Source organism: Serratia ureilytica (genome assembly GCF_013375155.1).
In the GTDB taxonomy this organism is placed as follows: Bacteria; Pseudomonadota; Gammaproteobacteria; order Enterobacterales; family Enterobacteriaceae; genus Serratia; species Serratia ureilytica.
In genome coordinates this window covers 108357-123421 of sequence record NZ_JABXOF010000011.1, presented here as the reverse complement: position 1 = coordinate 123421, position 15065 = coordinate 108357, and the positions used below count along the sequence as shown (strand labels likewise).

Here is a 15065-nt window from a genome sequence, read left to right as displayed (position 1 = left end):
GAAACGTAGATGAAACAAATTTGTTTTGCAAGTGTTACTTTTGGTTTGAATATTGCCCAATCGACTGCTAGATTTATAGAATATTGAACGAAATCGGCGGTGGAGAAGCTTATCGTTCATAATTTCGAACGTACCAAGGGGATAGCATGGACAATATATTTAACAGACCAGTCATTGGCGTCGTCATGTGCAGGTATAGGTTAAACGGGCACCTCACACAGACCTTGCAAGAAAAGTACCTGAATGCCGTTATCACCGCCGGCGGCTTGCCGATCGCCCTGCCGCACGCGCTGGCGGAGCCGGAAATGCTGGCAGAACTGCTGCCGCGCCTCGACGGCATTTTGCTGCCGGGCAGCCCCAGTAATGTGCAGCCGCACCTTTATGGTGAAAACGGCGATGAGCCTGACGCCGATCCTGGCCGAGACGCGTTGAGCCTGGCGCTGATCCGCCAGGCATTCGACAGGCGCATTCCCCTTTTCGCCATTTGCCGCGGCATGCAGGAGATGGTGGTCGCCACCCAAGGCACCCTGCATCGCCGCCTGTACGAACTGCCCGAGCTGCTGGAGCATCGTGAAGATCACGACCTGCCGCTGGAACAGCAATACGCCCCCGCCCACGAAGTCATCGTTCAGGAAGGGGGGCTGCTTTCGCAACTGATACCGGATTGCAACAGATTCTGGGTGAACTCGCTGCACGGCCAGGGCGCCAAAACCCTGGGCGCGAGCGTTCGCATCGAGGCGCACGCCGCCGACGGGCTGGTGGAGGCGATCAGCGTGCGCGATCAGCCCTTCGCGCTCGGCGTGCAGTGGCACCCGGAGTGGAACAGCGACGAGTATGCCCTATCGCGCCTGTTGTTTGATGGTTTCATTACCGCCTGTCGGAACTATCAAAAGGAAAAACGCCCATGAGCGACGTCAGCTTGGCACCGGGAAAACGTCTGTCGCAGATCCGTCAACAATTAGGGTTGTCGCAGCGCCGGGTCGCCGAACTGTCTGGGTTAACCCACAGCGCCATCAGTACTATCGAGCAAGACAAGGTCAGCCCGGCCATCAGCACGCTGCAAAAGCTGCTGACGGTATACGGTCTGTCGCTGTCGGCGTTTTTCGCCGAACCGGAAAAACCGGCTGAGCCGCAGATCGTGATAGACAGCGACGACCTGATCGAGATCGGCAGCCAGGGCGTATCGATGAAGCTGATCCATAACGGCGATCCGAATCGCACGCTGGCAATGATGATCGAGACCTACGAACCGGGCACCACCACCGGCGAGCGCATCAAACACCAAGGGGAAGAGATCGGCACGCTGCTGGAAGGCGAAGTGGTGCTGCAGGTCAACGGCCAGAGCTATCACCTGCAGGCCGGGCAGAGCTACGCCATCAATACCGGCATTCCCCACAGTTTCAGCAACACGTCGGCGCGCATTTGCCGGATTATCAGCGCCCATACGCCGACGACATTCTGATCAACGGAGCCAGGCATGAACTTTCACCATTTGCAGTATTGGCAACAACGGGCGCAGGCCCTGAAGATTGAGCACCAGCTGTTTATCGACGGCCGCTACCAGCCGGCCGCCGCGGGGAAACGTTTCGCCGTCGAAGATCCCGCCGGTCGCCGTGAGCTGGCGCAGGTCGCGCGCGGCGAAGCCGCCGACATCGATCGGGCGGTCAGCGCGGCGCGCGCCGCCTTTGAACGCGGCGACTGGGCCCAGGCCGCGCCGGCGCAGCGCAAAGCCACGCTGCTGCGCTTCGCCGAGCTGATGGAACAGCATCACGAAGAGCTGGCGCTGCTGGAAACGCTGGACACCGGCAAACCGATTCGTCACAGCCTGCGCGACGACGTGCCGGGCGCTATCCGCTGCATCCGCTGGTACGCCGAAGCGATCGATAAGGTGTACGGCGAAATCGCCCCCACCGGTCGCGAGGCGCTGGCGCTGATCGAACGCGAGCCGATCGGCGTGGTCGGCGCCATCGTGCCCTGGAACTTTCCGTTGCTGCTGGCCTGCTGGAAGCTCGGCCCGGCGCTGGCCGCCGGCAACAGCGTGGTGCTCAAACCCTCCGAAAAGTCGCCGCTGAGCGCCATCCTGCTCGGCAAACTGGCGCAACAGGCCGGGCTGCCGGACGGCGTGCTGAACGTGGTGCCCGGCTACGGCCACGACGCCGGCAAGGCGCTGGCGCTGCACCGCGACGTCGACGCCCTCACCTTTACCGGCTCTACGCTGGTGGCGAAACAGCTGATGATTTACGCCGGCGAATCGAACATGAAGCGCGTCTGGCTGGAGGCCGGCGGCAAAAGCGCCAACATCGTCTTCGCCGACTGCCCGGATCTGGATCAGGCCGCCCGCAGCGCCGCCGCCGGCATCTTCTACAATCAGGGGCAGGTGTGCATCGCCGGCACTCGCCTGCTGGTCGAAGCGAGCATAGAGCAAGCGTTCCTGCAGGCGCTGCGCAAACACGCGGCGGCTTTCGTGCCCGGCGATCCGCTCGATCCCGACACGGTGATGGGCACGCTGATCGACAGCGGCCACTGCGAGAAAGTGGCCGGCTATATCGATCGGGGGCTGAGCCAGGGCGCCGCGCTGTTCCTCGACGGGCGCGACCATCCGCAGGGCGACCACGCCGGTTATCTGGGGCCGACCATCCTCACCCAGGTGGACAATGCCATGAGCGTGGCGCGCGATGAAATCTTCGGCCCGGTGCTGGCGGTGACGGCGTTCGACGACGAGCAACAGGCGCTGCAGCTGGCCAACGACAGCGACTACGGCCTCGGTGCCGCGGTCTGGACCCGCGATCTGGCGCGCGCGCACCGCATGGCGCGCCAACTGAAGGCCGGTACGGTGTTCGTCAACAACTACAACGACGGCGATATGACCGTGCCGTTCGGCGGTTACAAGCAAAGCGGCAACGGCCGCGACAAATCGCTGCATGCGCTGGACAAATTCACCGAATTGAAAACCACCTGGATCTCGCTGGAATAAGGGCTTACATCATGACTGAACACGTAAAAAGCTATTATGCGGCCACGGCCAACGCACATCAGCCCTATCCGCAACTGAATGAATCGATCGAATGCGACGTCTGCGTGATCGGCGGCGGCTATACCGGCCTCTCCTCCGCGCTGTTCCTGGTGGAAGCCGGTTACGACGTGGTGGTGTTGGAAGCGGCGCGCATCGGTTTCGGCGCCAGCGGCCGCAACGGCGGCCAGTTGGTCAACTCTTACAGCCGCGACATCGATGTGATTGAAGAGCGTTACGGCGCGGAAAGCGCCCGCCTGCTCGGCAGCATGATGTTCGAAGGCGCGGAGATCATTCGCAGCCGCATCAGCCGCTACGCCATCGACTGCGACTACCGCCCCGGCGGCATCTTCGCCGCCCTGAACAACAAGCAGTTCCATGCGCTGATCGAGCAAAAACGCAACTGGGAGCGCTACGGCAATACCCAGCTTGAGCTGCTCGACGCGGACCGGGTGCGCCAGGAGATCGCCAGCGATCGTTACGTCGGCGCGCTGCTCGATCACAGCGGCGGCCACATCCATCCGCTCAATCTGGCGCTGGGCGAGGCCGAGGCGATTCGCCTGCAGGGCGGGCGCATCTTCGAGCAATCGGCGGTGACGAACATTCGCCACGGCGAACCGGCGCTCATCAGCACCGCCAATGGCCAGGTGAAGGCGCGCTTCGTCATCGTCGCCGGCAACGCCTATCTGGGCGATAAGCTGGAGCCGCGGCTGGCCAAGCGCAGCATGCCGTGCGGTACCCAGGTGGTGACCACCGAACCGCTGGCGCCGGAGATAGCGCAGGCGCTGATCCCGCAGAATTACTGCGTGGAGGACTGCAACTACCTGCTGGATTACTACCGCATCACCGCCGATCATCGTCTGCTGTACGGCGGCGGCGTGGTGTACGGCGCGCGCGATCCGGACGACATCGATAACCTGATCCGGCCGAAGCTGCTGAAGACCTTCCCGCAGTTGAAAGGGGTGCGTATCGACTATCGCTGGACCGGCAACTTCCTGCTGACGCTGTCGCGCATGCCGCAGTTCGGCCGGCTGGAGAATAACGTGTACTACATGCAGGGATACAGCGGCCACGGCGTGACCTGTACCCATCTGGCGGGCAAGCTGATCGCCGAGCTGATGCGCGGCGACGCCGAACGCTTCGACGCCTTCGCCAAGCTGCCGCACCTGCCGTTCTTCGGCGGACGCAATCTGCAGATCCCGTTCACCGCCATCGGCGCGGCCTACTACACGCTGCGCGATCGCATCGGCGTCTAAAACAACAGGCCCGGTCATGATGGCCGGGCCTGCGCATTAACGCTTAGACGATCTTCGGTTGGCCGTCCGAGGCGGTCGCCCCGCCATCGACCGGAATGTTGGCGCCATTGATAAAGCTGGCGTCGTCGCTGGCCAGAAACGCCATCACCGCCGCCACTTCTTCCGGCTCCGCCGCACGCCCCAGCGCGATGCGCTCATTGAACTTGTCGCGGATCTCCTGCGGCCAGCCGTTGGTCATGTTGGTTTTGACCAGGCTCGGGCAGACCGAGTTGATGCGCACGCCGTCACCGCCGTGATCCAGCGCCATGGCGCGCGTCAGGTTAACCACCGCGCCTTTCGCCGCGCAGTAATAGGCCGCGCCCCAGTCGCCGCCCAGGCCGGACACCGACGCGGTATTGACGATACAACCTTTGGTCTTCAGCAGGTGCGGCAAGGCGAATTTGGAGCAGAACACCACGCCGTCGATATCGACCCCGGCGATGCGGCGCCAGTCGTCGACGCTGGTTTCCAGCACGCTGCCCGCCACGTGTACGCCGGCGTTGTTCAGCAGGACGTCGATGCGGCCCAGTTTTTCCGCCACCTCGTTCATCATTTTTTCAACCGCGACGTGATCGGACACGTCGATATGTACCGCCATCGCCCGGCCCTTCGGCAGCGAAGCGGCGACCTTGTCTACCGCTTCCTTGGCCCAGTCGGCCAGCACCACAATGGCGCCCTCGGCGGAGAAACGCCGCGCCGCCGCTTCCCCCATGCCATTGCCCGCACCGGTGATAACCACGACTTTATTGTCAAAACGCATGAGACCTCCTCCATGTAAACGCATTTATATAAGTCATACAAATCTCATTGCCCCGAGGATAAGACGCAGGCTCCCTGAGAGCCAGTCAAAACGTGCGGTTTATTAACCAAAAGGAGGTATGTGAGTCATTTCAATGCGCTGAGTTAATCTTTATCGGATTTTGGCCAACATATTGATGGAGATAATAAAATTGCGGACAGTCACTATTTTCCTGGCGGATTGTCAGCAAGCGGGATTATTGCGGATAGACGGTTATGGCCGCTCAGAGATAAGCGATGCGAATGAAAAAAGCAGCCGCTCGCCGGCGGCCGCGACTATTTTTTCTCGATCGGGATCACCAGCAGATCGACGTTCAACTCATTGATCGCCTGACGCGCCGAAGAAACCAGCCGGCTCCAGACATCGTGGTGATGGCCGAAGATCACCAGATCGAACCCTTTTTCCTTCGCCACCCGATTCAGCTCTTCCGTCAATGCGCCACGGCTGACGATCACCTCTTCCACCGGATAGGAAGACTGCCCTTTGATCGCATTGAGCATATTCTTCACCCGCTCCGAAAACGTGCGATCGGTGTAGTTGTAATCTCCCACGCCCAGATCGACATAATAACCGGCGCGGTGAATATCGATATAAATCAGTGAAAGTTTGGCCTGGAGCGCGGCGGCCAACCTGGCGCCCTTGCCCAACAGGAACTCGGCGTCTTCGCTGAGATCCGTGGCGACAACGATATGCTGATAAGCCATGACGGCGGCCCTCCGCGTCAAACCCATGAACAGGATGGCGTTCCTTGCCGCATGTTTCTCATGCACCTTAAGTTTAGCCCAGCGCCGGCCCCCGCGCCTGCTGCAGTGTCGTTCCATTTATGGAACGATGCATCCCGGCTTTAGGCTCTACCGGATTTCTCTCCTCTCCCTACACTGTAGGCAAGTGCTGAGTTTCAGCCTTATCAATCAAAGAAGATACCCACTGACCTCACGACGAGAAAAGGAAAACACCATGAGCACTCCAGCCAACTTCAACGGCCAGCGTCCTGTTATTGATGCTAATGACGCGGTCATGCTCCTGATCGACCACCAGAGCGGTCTGTTTCAGACCGTCGCCGATATGCCGATGACCGAACTGCGTGCTCGCGCCGCCGCCCTCGCCAGCATCGCCACCCTCAGCAAACTGCCGGTGATCACCACCGCCTCGGTGCCGCAGGGCCCCAACGGCCCGCTGATCCCGGAAATTCACCAGAATGCGCCGCACGCGCAATACGTCGCCCGTAAAGGGGAAATCAACGCCTGGGACAACCCGGACTTCGTGGCGGCGGTCAAAGCCACCGGCCGCAAAACCCTGATCATCGCCGGCACCATCACCAGCGTCTGCATGGCCTTTCCGTCCATCAGCGCGGTGGCCGAAGGCTATAAGGTCTTCGCGGTAATCGACGCCTCCGGCACCTACTCGAAAATGGCGCAGGAAATTACCCTGGCGCGCGTGGTACAGGCGGGCGTGGTGCCGATCGACACCGCCGGCGTCGCCTCCGAGCTGCAGGGCAGCTGGAATCGCGCCGACGCTCAGCAGTGGGCCGAGGTCTACACCAAAATCTTCCCGGCCTATCAGCTGCTGATCGAGAGCTACCTCAAGGCGCAGGACGTGGTGAAAAATAACGAACTGCTGGACTCGCAGCGTTAAGATCGCGGGCATAAAAAACCCCGGCCAAGGCCGGGGCTATTAATCGTGTGCCGGTGACTTTCCCGGCTGTCATGTTATGGCGTAAGCGTCCATCCCACACTCCAACATTACGCAGCCTAAGCGCGACTTTTTCACAACAGAAAAATAGACGGAAACGCGGCGTTATTAATTCTGCGGCAATCTGTTTTTCTGTTGCCAATAATCATTAATTATTGGAACGTCATCGAGGAATCGAACCCCAGTCCGCCAACGAATAATTTCGCTGCCGCTCTTCCTGCTGAGCTAATGACGTATCGAGAAAGACTCCGGGCGAACCCGGAGTTTATTCAGGCTGAGGATTTCATTGCTTAACTGCTCCGGCTTAAACCATCATCGCTGTCGTAAGAAATTGCACCTCGGCCGAAAATTATAACGCGACCACGTTGCCGGCAGAAGGCCCCTTCATGCCATTTTCGATAGTGAACTCAACCTGTTGGCCTTCGTCCAGCGTTTTGAAATCGTTGCTCTGGATAGCGGAGAAGTGTACGAACACGTCTTTGCCGCCGTCTGCCGGGGTGATAAAGCCAAAGCCTTTACCTGCATCAAACCATTTTACCAAACCCGTCATTTTATTGGACATAGAGATATTTCCTTTATATTTTTGCGACGCCATAGGGCGATAGAGGTCTGTTTTTATTGGAAACTTATGGGGCACTAGAGAAGAGAATTCGCGGAAGAAGAGGTATCTGAGGGATATCGCTAATACTGAGAACTGCTTTACTAAAACTGCTTTCATAAGGTCTGTACTACAAACCGATGACGCTATTTACACACAGCTAAATTATTTAAGCAAGATATATTTTAAATTATATTCATCTGCCTCATAAATTTATTACCGCAAAGCACCGCCTACATCTGCCGCTAACGGCCTATGAAAAAATTTTTTCGCACTGCTGGATCATACCGGCGATTCATTATAGAACTAGGTTCCCCCTTCTTACAGGCCGTTAACCGATGATTGATATGCCAGCCGTGCTCGCCGTCTTCACCGTGTATATTGTCGGCGTGGTGATCCCCGGCCCCAACTTTGTCGCCGTTGCACACAAAGCCGTTTCCGCGCGCCGCAGCGAGGCTTTCGCTCTGGTGGCAGGTATTGTCTTGGTCAACCTGTTCTGGGCGAGCAGCGCCCTGCTCGGCGTCGGCATGATTTTCACCCTGTTCCCTTGGCTGGCGCTGGCGGTAAAAGTGGCCGGCGCAGGTTATTTGATTTGGTTCGGTTATCGGCTGATCGCCCATGCAGCTCCCGGCTCAGGGGTTGTCGGCGCGGCGGGTGGGGTGAACTCCGGCTTCAGATCGGCATTCTTGCAAGGGGTCGCCACCAACATCGCCAACCCCAAATCCGTCGCCTTTTACGCCGCGGTGTTTTCGTCGGCGGCGCCTGCCCATGTCTCCATGCCCACCTTCGCCGCCATGCTGCTGGAGGTCGCGGTAGTCGCTAGCCTGTGGTATGGCCTGGTGGCGCTGGTGCTGTCGCACGCGCCGATCGCCAGCGCCTACCGACGCAGTAAAGCCTGGATCGATCGCGCCTGCGGCGTGCTGATCATCAGCCTGGGCATCAGGCAGCTCTTCAGCCGATGATTGCGATCCCCAGCCGCTCCAGCAGTTGAGCGGCCTGGTGACTGTCCATTTTAACGCCCTGCAGATCGGTGGTGCGCAAATCCAACTCGCCCAGTTCCGCGTTGCTCAGATCGCACTGGGTGACATCGGCGGCGCGCCAGTCAAAACCGGAGAATTCGCCGCCGGACAGATCGGAGCCGCTGAAGCTGGCGCCGAGCACCTGCGCGCCGTGCCAACGGTTTTCCCACAGCTCGCATTTCTCCAACACCACTTTGGCAAAATTGGCGTAGCTCAGGTTGCTCTTGGTGATATAGGCGCTGCAAAACCAGGTGCGGCTGGTGATCATATTCATAAAGCTGGCGCCGCGAAAATCTGCTCCCTGCGCGCGACATTCGCGGATCTCCAACCCCAATGCGTCAACGTGGCGGAAATCGGCCATCGATAAATCGCAGCTTCTAAAACTCGCGTCTTTCAGGATTGCGCGGCTGAAGTTACCGCCCTGTCGGCTCTCGCGATCGTAAAATTGACAGCCGATGAATTCGGTGCCGGTCAGATCGGCGCCCGAAAAATCACACAGCATAAAGCTGCCGTTTTCAATTTTTTCGCCGGTAAAGCGGTTACGCGCGATCTTCTCACCCTTTAGCGCCAGGCTCATTGCAACACCCCTGTTTATTTATACAGTCAGTGCAGCATTTAATCCTATTCCGGCGCGGTTGGCAACCGCCGTCGCTCAGCGGCCATCCGCTGCGGGCGGTGCGAACGCCACCTTGACGATGCTGAAGCGCTTGACGCTTTCCGCCTGAGCGACGTCGGCAAAAAGTTTGGGGTAACGCGAGTTGACCACCCACACCTCGCCATCGCGCAGCGCGGCGCCGGTCGGCCCATCCAGCCCCGGCGGCACGGCAACGGCGACGATATGCGCGCTGGCCCAGCCGTCCGTCGAGGAGAGCAGCGACACGTCACCGGACATGCCCCCTGTTCTCCCCGGATAAGACTGTACGATCACCAATTCGTTGGCGTTTTTGAGCCGCAGCCCATCGGGCCCTTTCAATCGCCGCGGCAACCTGATTTCACTGACCGCCGGCGCGTTCTCCAACGTCACCTTCCACAGCAGCCCGCGGGTGTAGTCCGCCGCGATCAGGTAGCCATCCGGGTGATACACGATACCGTTGAGATAAGGCTGCGTGCCCTGTGCAGCCGCAGGCGTCTCGGCGGGCAGCAGAAGCGATGAGCGCACCAGGATCGACACCTGGCCCGTTGCCCGATCGATCTTGTAAATCTGCGGCTGGAAGCTGTCGGTGACGTAGATATTGCCCTGCGCATCGAGCGCCAGATCGTTGGCGAGCGTCGGCCCACGGCTTAACGAAGACAGATCGTACACCTGCTGCAGCGCACCGGTATCGAGACGAAATTCCAACACCTGCGCCACGCGATTGCGCGTGCCGGGCGAAGAGTGGAGGGACACCCCTACGTCTTCATTGCACACCAGCACCCGGTTGCGCTCGGTGTCCACCAGCATGCCGGAGGTGGTAATCAGTCCCTTGCCGGTGGAAAAACGCCGATAGCGGCCATCGGGATAAACCAGGCCAAGTTGCCCGCCGCGCAGGGAAGACACCAAAAACGCGCCGGCGCGCGCATTCCAGGCGACGCCCTCTGGGTAAGCGCCGGCGGGATCCGGCGAAAAGTCGATGCGTTGCGTCGCGTGCGCCTGCACAACGCCGCCGATGAACAGTGCGATGCCGGCCAGCCGGGCGGCGCACCGACGTTGCGGCACTAACAAAGAGAATACGCGGAAGGGAAACATGGGCGTGCACCTGATGAGGACTCGGATCGCTAGAGTAGGATCGCGCCGCTCACGGCACCAGCCGGGAAAAAGGCAATACGCCGCTAAAAAAATCGCAGTAATCGGCGCAAAAAAAACCGCCCGATACGGGCGGTTGAGGTGACGGCGAACCGTTACTTCAGGGCTTCCTGAATAGCGTCGGCCATCGGGCCGATGTGCTTCTCCGCCGCCTTCAGCTGGAAATCCACGCCGTTGCCATCGTTGGTGTCTGACAGCGTAGCCTTGATAAGCTCCAGCGCCGCCTGCACCGCCACCAGCCGCTTGTGCTGTTCGTCCGTGACCGGTTCGGCGCCCATGTTTGCCGGATAGTAATGCTCTAACATCGCGATCTCCTTTTGATGACGTTAAACCTTAACCTACCAGAAAACCGCGCATTTATTAAGGAAACCGCGCCCGGCGCGGCCGAATGGCGATAAATTGCACTATACTGGGCAAACCCGCCCTCCTGCCACAGGATCACCGCCATGTCATTCCAGGGAAGCTGCCACTGCGGCGCCGTCACCTTCTCCGTAGACGCCGAACTGCCGACCGAAGCCCTCAGCTGCAACTGCTCGATCTGCCGCCGCAAGGGGCTGTTGCTGTCGTTCTTTCCCCTCGCGGCCTTCACGCTGCGCAGCGGTGAAGATCAACTCAGCGCCTATACCTTCAATCGGCACCGGATCCGCCATCAGTTCTGCCGAGTCTGCGGAGCCCAGCCCTTTGCCTACGGCACCGCGCCGGACGGCGCCGCGATGTGCGCCGTTAACCTGCGCTGCGTGCCTGACGTCGCGCTGGATGCGTTACAGATCCACGCCTATGACGGCGCCAGCGTCTGAGATTCCGCGTTTTCAGCGGTAGACGGAGAACTTCTTGGTGAGCGGTTTAAGCTGTTCGGTGTCGCCGTAGAGCGCCACCGCCACGAAATCCAGCTGCTCGTAAGGGGTGTTGGCGGTGTCGGCGATCTGCTGCTCGGCGGAGTGCGACAGCATAGTGGTGGTGAAGAAGTTGGCCAACACGCCCTCTTCCTTGCACTTCAGAATCAGGTTGCTGAGCTGGCTACTGTTCTTGGCCTGCAGGATCACGATCGGATAGTGGCTCATATTGGCGCTGACGCCGTCGAGGCTGCTCGGATAATGGTGAAACTCGCGCTGCTCGATAAGATCGGTGATGCCTGCCGTCAGATGGCAGGAGGCGTTAAACAGCGTGGCCGGTTCGTGATTGCGGTTGAGGATGATATAAAACTTTTTCTCGTTGTCGCTGTACATGCTCTTCTCCTTGAATAGGCAGCCAGTTTTACCCAACCTGCACGCGGTTTCAAGGCGCGATAAGGGGCCGCGTCCGGCCCCCGTGATAACGCAGCCGACTCAGACGGCGCCTTCACCCGGGCCGAGCGGCTGCGCCACCTGATGCAGCACGGTGATGTTCTGCAAAAGGGTACCGCCGTCGATCGGCTTCATCTGGCCGTCGCGATCTTTATAGTGCGTCGGCTTGGCGCCGTGGAAGAACAGCCCGGCGTTGACCTGCACGCCCAGATAACCTGCGCTGGCCGGCAGGCGCTGCACGTCGGTCCAGGGATTGGAAACCGGCACGTACTGGAAGCCCTCGCCCGTCTTGGCGTACAGCGGGCGCAGCAGCGTGACAAAGGCCATCATCGGCGACAGCGCGTCTTTAAAGATCTGCACCGGCCGATCGACCGTCATCAAGAAACCCTGCGGCTGCTCCTCGACCGTGTCGAGGCTCAGACTGCTGCTGATATCATCACCCCGGCCGCCATAGCTCCATTCAATGGCCGGCGCCCCACTCTCGTTCATCATCTCTGACATACACTGCTCCTTATAAAATGAATACAACACGCCTGCTGCGTGTCGGAACAGTAAACCGCTGAAGGGAGGCGAGCGTCCACGCCGGGCGGCACGCTGGCAAACCAAACAACGAAGGCGCGCAATCAATAAAGCTCGAAATGAATAATTTCCCCGCGTGATAGCGCAGCATTTGAACGACCTCAGCCGTTGCAAGAGCACATAGTGATGGCGTTACCGCCACTGGAGAGTGTTATGACCGCCATTAAACCGGACGCCATCGACCGCGTTTCCCCTGCCGCCACGCCCTGGCTAGCCGTCATCAACGTGCTGTTCGCCGGCATCGCCGCGGCGCTGCACGTGGGCAAGGCCACCATCGCGCTGCCGGCGCTACAGACCGAGTTCGGCCGTTCGCTCGAGGCGCTAAGCTGGGTTATTTCGGCCTTTCCCTTCGTCGGAGTGTTCGGCGGCATCGCCGCCGGGCTGCTGGTGCGCCGCTGGGGCGACCGGCGCCTGCTGGCGCTCGGATTGCTGATCATCAGCGCCGCCAGCTTTACCGGCGCCACGCTCCACGACTTCAGCGGATTGATCGTCAGCCGCTTTGTCGAAGGCCTCGGCTTCGTGATCGTGGTGGTCGCCTCGCCGGCGGTGCTGAACCGCATCGTCGCCCCGGCGCAGCGCAGCCTGGTGTTCGGCATCTGGAGCACCTTCATGCCGGCGGGCATCGCCATTTCGCTGTTTTTCGGCCCTCACCTGGCGGGCTGGCAACAGAACTGGCAGGCCGGTGCGGCGCTGACGCTGCTGGCCGCGCTGCTGCTGCCGCTGACCACGCCGCGCCGCGCCGCCGACGCGCACGCTCCGCCGTTGCCGCTGCGGCAAGCGCTGGGCGCGATGCTGCGGGCGCGCCAGCCGCTGTTGCTGGCGCTGATGTTCACCGCTTATAACCTGCAGTTTTTCTCGGTGATGACCTTTTTACCGATCTTTCTGATGCAGCGCATCGGTCTGACGCTGGCGGCCGCCGGCGGCATCAGCGCGGCGGCGGTGGCGGCGAACATCATCGGCAATCTCGCCGCCGGCGTACTGCTGTCGCGCGGCCTGCGCGCCAGAACGCTGCTCGCGGCCACCAGCCTGGTCATCGGCATCTTCGGCATCGGCATTTTCCTGCCGGTGACGCCCAACGGCCTGCTGATCCCCTTGTGCTTCCTGTTCTGCGCCACCGCCGGCATACTGCCCGCCACCATTCTGGCCGCCACGCCGGCAGCGACGCCGGAGCCCACGCTGCTGCCGCTGAGTCTGGGGTTGGTGATGCAGGGGAACTACCTCGGCCAGGTGATCGGCCCGGTCGCGCTGAGCGCCATCGTGGCCGCGGCCGGTTGGGCGGCGCCGGCGTGGCTGGTGCTGGCGGCGGCGGTGTCAGGGGCGGGATTGGCGCTGATTTTTCGCCGCGAGCCGCGCAATGCGGCGTAATGGCGCAATAATGAGAAAGGAGGTTCTATTTATTATTAGCGGTGCTGAATATTCCCTGGTGCGGGCGCGTGCTTATCGTGAAGGATAAGGCCAGTGATGATCCAGGCCCGACAATGACAAGGCGCCGGTCGCAACAAGATAAATCAGCAGACCGGCGAAAGCGATCAGCAATGCCTTTTCGATAACGGCAAGTCGTTTGTGTTCTGTCATTTGCATACTCCTGCGTGGTATCGGGCGAACGGCCGCCCTCATCAACACTAGGAAAGCCTGGCGCAGGCGGCAAGCGCAACACACAAAATGAAACACAATCAATAAATTTTGTTAACTATTTAGCGTTCTTTCTTTCCTTGCGTCGCTGCCTGAGCCTCGCGCGGCGCCCTCCTTTCCCCTTAGTAACCCTATGGAATACGCCGTTAAAAATCCCCTACCGGATAAGCAAAGGTAATGATAGTGTTGTTTTCATTCAGTTCATCTATGCTGAAAATTCATCTTTTGAGGGACGACTATGATGTCTAAAGGCATTTCCAAGGGATTCTTTATTCTGATCCTGTTCATCGTTACCGCCGCCTTTCTCGACGTGCTGGGGCCTTATTACTCCTCGGTGCTGTGGGCGGTTATTCTGGCGGTGATTTTCCATCCGGTGAAAAAGAAGTTGAAACAGTACGTCGGCGAACGCAACGGCGTGGTGTCGCTGCTGACGGTGGCGCTGATCTGCCTGATCGTGTTCACGCCGTTAGCGATCATCGCCTCATCGCTGGCGATGGAATTCAACATGATTTACACCAAGCTGCAGACCAACAACAGCCAATTGCCGACCATGCTGGCGGACTTCATGCGTCATCTGCCCGGCTGGGCGCAGCGCTTCCTGGCGGAACATAACCTCAACAGCGCCGCCGAGATCCAAAAACAACTTTCCGAGGTGGCGCTCAAGGGCGGGCAATACCTGGCGGGCAGCGTGTTCCTGATCGGCAAAGGCACCTTCAACTTCGTCGTCGGCTTCGGCGTGATGCTCTACCTGCTATTCTTCCTGCTGAAAGACGGCCCGTACCTGGTGAACCTGGCGCTCGAAGCGCTGCCGCTCTCACAGCACGTGAAGCACCACCTGTTCGTCAAGTTCGCCGCCGTCTCCCGCGCCACCGTCAAGGGCACGGTGGTGGTCGCCGTGGTGCAAGGCGCGCTCGGCGGGCTGGCGTTTTACTTTACCGGCATCGACGGCAGCTTGCTGTGGGGCGCGCTGATGGCGTTCCTGTCGATCATCCCGGCCGTGGGCTCTGCCATTATCTGGGTACCGGCGGTGATCTACTTCTTCGCCACCGGCATGCTGTGGAAAGCCATTTTCCTGGTGGTGTTCTTCGTGGTGGTGATCGGCCTGGTGGACAACATCCTGCGCCCACTGCTGGTGGGCAAAGACACCAAAATGCCTGACTACCTGATCCTGATCTCCACCCTGGGCGGCATGGAGATCTACGGCATCAACGGCTTCGTCATCGGCCCCTTGATCGCCGCGCTGTTCATCGCCTGCTGGAACATCCTGTCCGGCCGCGACAGCGAGGAGAATATCGAAGAGATCGACGAAGAATTCATCGAGGAAGGCAAAAATCATCCCGACGCGGCGGAGTAACCCTCTCGCAGCGAATCACAC

At 60.0% G+C, this 15065-nt stretch carries 18 protein-coding genes and 1 pseudogene; 9 read left to right on the top strand and 10 right to left on the bottom strand.

Features of this window, described 5'->3' with window-relative positions:
- Window positions 1-146: 146 nt before the first annotated feature.
- The 4 genes from puuD to HWW83_RS20030 are packed head-to-tail and all read left to right on the top strand — an operon-like array spanning window position 147 to window position 4266.
- Window positions 147-908: a gamma-glutamyl-gamma-aminobutyrate hydrolase gene (gene puuD, locus HWW83_RS20045; protein WP_025302552.1), complete on the top strand. Its 762-nt coding sequence runs from the start codon at window positions 147-149 to the stop codon at window positions 906-908.
- Entirely contained in the window at window positions 905-1462 is a 558-nt protein-coding gene (puuR, locus tag HWW83_RS20040) for an HTH-type transcriptional regulator PuuR (RefSeq protein WP_033642801.1), read from the top strand. The genes puuD and puuR overlap by 4 nt, the downstream gene beginning before the upstream one ends.
- 15 nt (window positions 1463-1477) lie before the next feature.
- On the top strand, window positions 1478-2974 hold the full coding sequence (puuC, locus tag HWW83_RS20035) for an aldehyde dehydrogenase PuuC (protein WP_033642800.1): 1497 nt from the start codon (window positions 1478-1480) through the stop codon (window positions 2972-2974).
- Window positions 2975-2985: 11 nt separating this feature from the next.
- Complete coding sequence (locus HWW83_RS20030) at window positions 2986-4266, top strand: NAD(P)/FAD-dependent oxidoreductase (RefSeq protein WP_016928043.1); 1281 nt, start codon at window positions 2986-2988, stop codon at window positions 4264-4266.
- A gap of 43 nt (window positions 4267-4309) precedes the next feature.
- On the opposite strand, the gene budC is transcribed toward HWW83_RS20030, so the two are convergent.
- Together budC and HWW83_RS20020 are read right to left on the bottom strand one after the other, a co-directional pair.
- On the bottom strand, window positions 4310-5065 hold the full coding sequence (budC, locus tag HWW83_RS20025; RefSeq protein ID WP_025302549.1) for a meso-2,3-butanediol dehydrogenase: 756 nt from the start codon (window positions 5063-5065) through the stop codon (window positions 4310-4312).
- Between the two features lie 314 nt (window positions 5066-5379).
- Entirely contained in the window at window positions 5380-5808 is a 429-nt protein-coding gene (locus HWW83_RS20020) for a universal stress protein (RefSeq protein ID WP_033642798.1), read from the bottom strand.
- 253 nt (window positions 5809-6061) lie between these two features.
- Between HWW83_RS20020 and HWW83_RS20015 the strand changes: the two genes are divergently transcribed.
- Window positions 6062-6739 carry an isochorismatase family protein gene (locus tag HWW83_RS20015; protein WP_016928046.1) on the top strand — a complete coding sequence of 226 codons (678 nt, stop codon included), beginning with the start codon at window positions 6062-6064 and terminating at the stop codon, window positions 6737-6739.
- Window positions 6740-6952: 213 nt separating this feature from the next.
- Here HWW83_RS20015 and HWW83_RS20010 read toward each other — a convergent pair.
- Together HWW83_RS20010 and cspE are read right to left on the bottom strand one after the other, a co-directional pair.
- Window positions 6953-7031, bottom strand: a pseudogene (locus tag HWW83_RS20010).
- A 114-nt stretch (window positions 7032-7145) separates the two neighbouring features.
- Window positions 7146-7358, bottom strand: a complete 213-nt coding sequence (gene cspE, locus HWW83_RS20005; protein ID WP_004941268.1) for a transcription antiterminator/RNA stability regulator CspE — start codon at window positions 7356-7358, stop codon at window positions 7146-7148.
- A 374-nt stretch (window positions 7359-7732) separates the two neighbouring features.
- Here cspE and HWW83_RS20000 point away from each other — a divergent pair, with 374 nt between their 5' ends.
- Window positions 7733-8356 (top strand): LysE family translocator, encoded by a 624-nt coding sequence (locus tag HWW83_RS20000; RefSeq protein WP_033642797.1) that lies wholly within the window; start codon window positions 7733-7735, stop codon window positions 8354-8356.
- Here HWW83_RS20000 and HWW83_RS19995 read toward each other — a convergent pair.
- The 3 genes from HWW83_RS19995 to HWW83_RS19985 form a co-directional block, all read right to left on the bottom strand.
- Entirely contained in the window at window positions 8346-8990 is a 645-nt protein-coding gene (locus HWW83_RS19995) for a Qnr family pentapeptide repeat protein (RefSeq protein ID WP_033642796.1), read from the bottom strand. The genes HWW83_RS20000 and HWW83_RS19995 overlap by 11 nt on opposite strands.
- A gap of 75 nt (window positions 8991-9065) precedes the next feature.
- Entirely contained in the window at window positions 9066-10139 is a 1074-nt protein-coding gene (locus HWW83_RS19990) for an SMP-30/gluconolactonase/LRE family protein (protein ID WP_176589505.1), read from the bottom strand.
- Between the two features lie 152 nt (window positions 10140-10291).
- The gene (locus tag HWW83_RS19985; RefSeq protein WP_004941260.1) at window positions 10292-10501 is read right to left on the bottom strand and encodes a hypothetical protein; all 210 of its coding nucleotides are present in this window, start codon (window positions 10499-10501) and stop codon (window positions 10292-10294) included.
- A 141-nt stretch (window positions 10502-10642) separates the two neighbouring features.
- Here HWW83_RS19985 and HWW83_RS19980 point away from each other — a divergent pair, with 141 nt between their 5' ends.
- Complete coding sequence (locus HWW83_RS19980; protein WP_129993145.1) at window positions 10643-10993, top strand: GFA family protein; 351 nt, start codon at window positions 10643-10645, stop codon at window positions 10991-10993.
- Window positions 10994-11005: 12 nt separating this feature from the next.
- On the opposite strand, the gene HWW83_RS19975 is transcribed toward HWW83_RS19980, so the two are convergent.
- Entirely contained in the window at window positions 11006-11422 is a 417-nt protein-coding gene (locus tag HWW83_RS19975) for a DUF2000 domain-containing protein (protein ID WP_033642793.1), read from the bottom strand.
- A 99-nt stretch (window positions 11423-11521) separates the two neighbouring features.
- Window positions 11522-11980: a hypothetical protein gene (locus tag HWW83_RS19970; RefSeq protein ID WP_060660813.1), complete on the bottom strand. Its 459-nt coding sequence runs from the start codon at window positions 11978-11980 to the stop codon at window positions 11522-11524.
- Between the two features lie 231 nt (window positions 11981-12211).
- On the opposite strand from HWW83_RS19970, the gene HWW83_RS19965 reads away from it, so the two are divergent.
- Entirely contained in the window at window positions 12212-13423 is a 1212-nt protein-coding gene (locus HWW83_RS19965; protein WP_060660814.1) for an MFS transporter, read from the top strand.
- A 72-nt stretch (window positions 13424-13495) separates the two neighbouring features.
- Here the strand turns inward: HWW83_RS19965 and HWW83_RS19960 are convergent, their stop codons facing one another.
- The gene (locus HWW83_RS19960) at window positions 13496-13633 is read right to left on the bottom strand and encodes a hypothetical protein (protein ID WP_016928056.1); all 138 of its coding nucleotides are present in this window, start codon (window positions 13631-13633) and stop codon (window positions 13496-13498) included.
- A 295-nt stretch (window positions 13634-13928) separates the two neighbouring features.
- On the opposite strand from HWW83_RS19960, the gene HWW83_RS19955 reads away from it, so the two are divergent.
- Window positions 13929-15044: an AI-2E family transporter gene (locus HWW83_RS19955; protein WP_046686916.1), complete on the top strand. Its 1116-nt coding sequence runs from the start codon at window positions 13929-13931 to the stop codon at window positions 15042-15044.
- Window positions 15045-15065 lie beyond the last annotated feature (21 nt).

Coding starts and splice junctions, on each gene's coding strand:
- HWW83_RS19965 (WP_060660814.1), top strand. CDS start 12,212: ATGACCGCCATTAAACCGGACGCCATCGACCGCGTTTCCCCTGCCGCC.
- HWW83_RS19955 (WP_046686916.1), top strand. CDS start 13,929: ATGATGTCTAAAGGCATTTCCAAGGGATTCTTTATTCTGATCCTGTTC.
- puuC (WP_033642800.1), top strand. CDS start 1,478: ATGAACTTTCACCATTTGCAGTATTGGCAACAACGGGCGCAGGCCCTG.
- HWW83_RS20020 (WP_033642798.1), bottom strand. CDS start 5,808: ATGGCTTATCAGCATATCGTTGTCGCCACGGATCTCAGCGAAGACGCC.
- HWW83_RS19960 (WP_016928056.1), bottom strand. CDS start 13,633: ATGACAGAACACAAACGACTTGCCGTTATCGAAAAGGCATTGCTGATC.
- HWW83_RS20030 (WP_016928043.1), top strand. CDS start 2,986: ATGACTGAACACGTAAAAAGCTATTATGCGGCCACGGCCAACGCACAT.
- HWW83_RS19995 (WP_033642796.1), bottom strand. CDS start 8,990: ATGAGCCTGGCGCTAAAGGGTGAGAAGATCGCGCGTAACCGCTTTACC.
- puuD (WP_025302552.1), top strand. CDS start 147: ATGGACAATATATTTAACAGACCAGTCATTGGCGTCGTCATGTGCAGG.
- HWW83_RS19975 (WP_033642793.1), bottom strand. CDS start 11,422: ATGTACAGCGACAACGAGAAAAAGTTTTATATCATCCTCAACCGCAAT.
- cspE (WP_004941268.1), bottom strand. CDS start 7,358: ATGTCCAATAAAATGACGGGTTTGGTAAAATGGTTTGATGCAGGTAAA.
- HWW83_RS19980 (WP_129993145.1), top strand. CDS start 10,643: ATGTCATTCCAGGGAAGCTGCCACTGCGGCGCCGTCACCTTCTCCGTA.
- puuR (WP_033642801.1), top strand. CDS start 905: ATGAGCGACGTCAGCTTGGCACCGGGAAAACGTCTGTCGCAGATCCGT.
- HWW83_RS20000 (WP_033642797.1), top strand. CDS start 7,733: ATGATTGATATGCCAGCCGTGCTCGCCGTCTTCACCGTGTATATTGTC.
- HWW83_RS19970 (WP_060660813.1), bottom strand. CDS start 11,980: ATGTCAGAGATGATGAACGAGAGTGGGGCGCCGGCCATTGAATGGAGC.
- HWW83_RS20015 (WP_016928046.1), top strand. CDS start 6,062: ATGAGCACTCCAGCCAACTTCAACGGCCAGCGTCCTGTTATTGATGCT.
- HWW83_RS19990 (WP_176589505.1), bottom strand. CDS start 10,139: ATGTTTCCCTTCCGCGTATTCTCTTTGTTAGTGCCGCAACGTCGGTGC.
- HWW83_RS19985 (WP_004941260.1), bottom strand. CDS start 10,501: ATGTTAGAGCATTACTATCCGGCAAACATGGGCGCCGAACCGGTCACG.
- budC (WP_025302549.1), bottom strand. CDS start 5,065: ATGCGTTTTGACAATAAAGTCGTGGTTATCACCGGTGCGGGCAATGGC.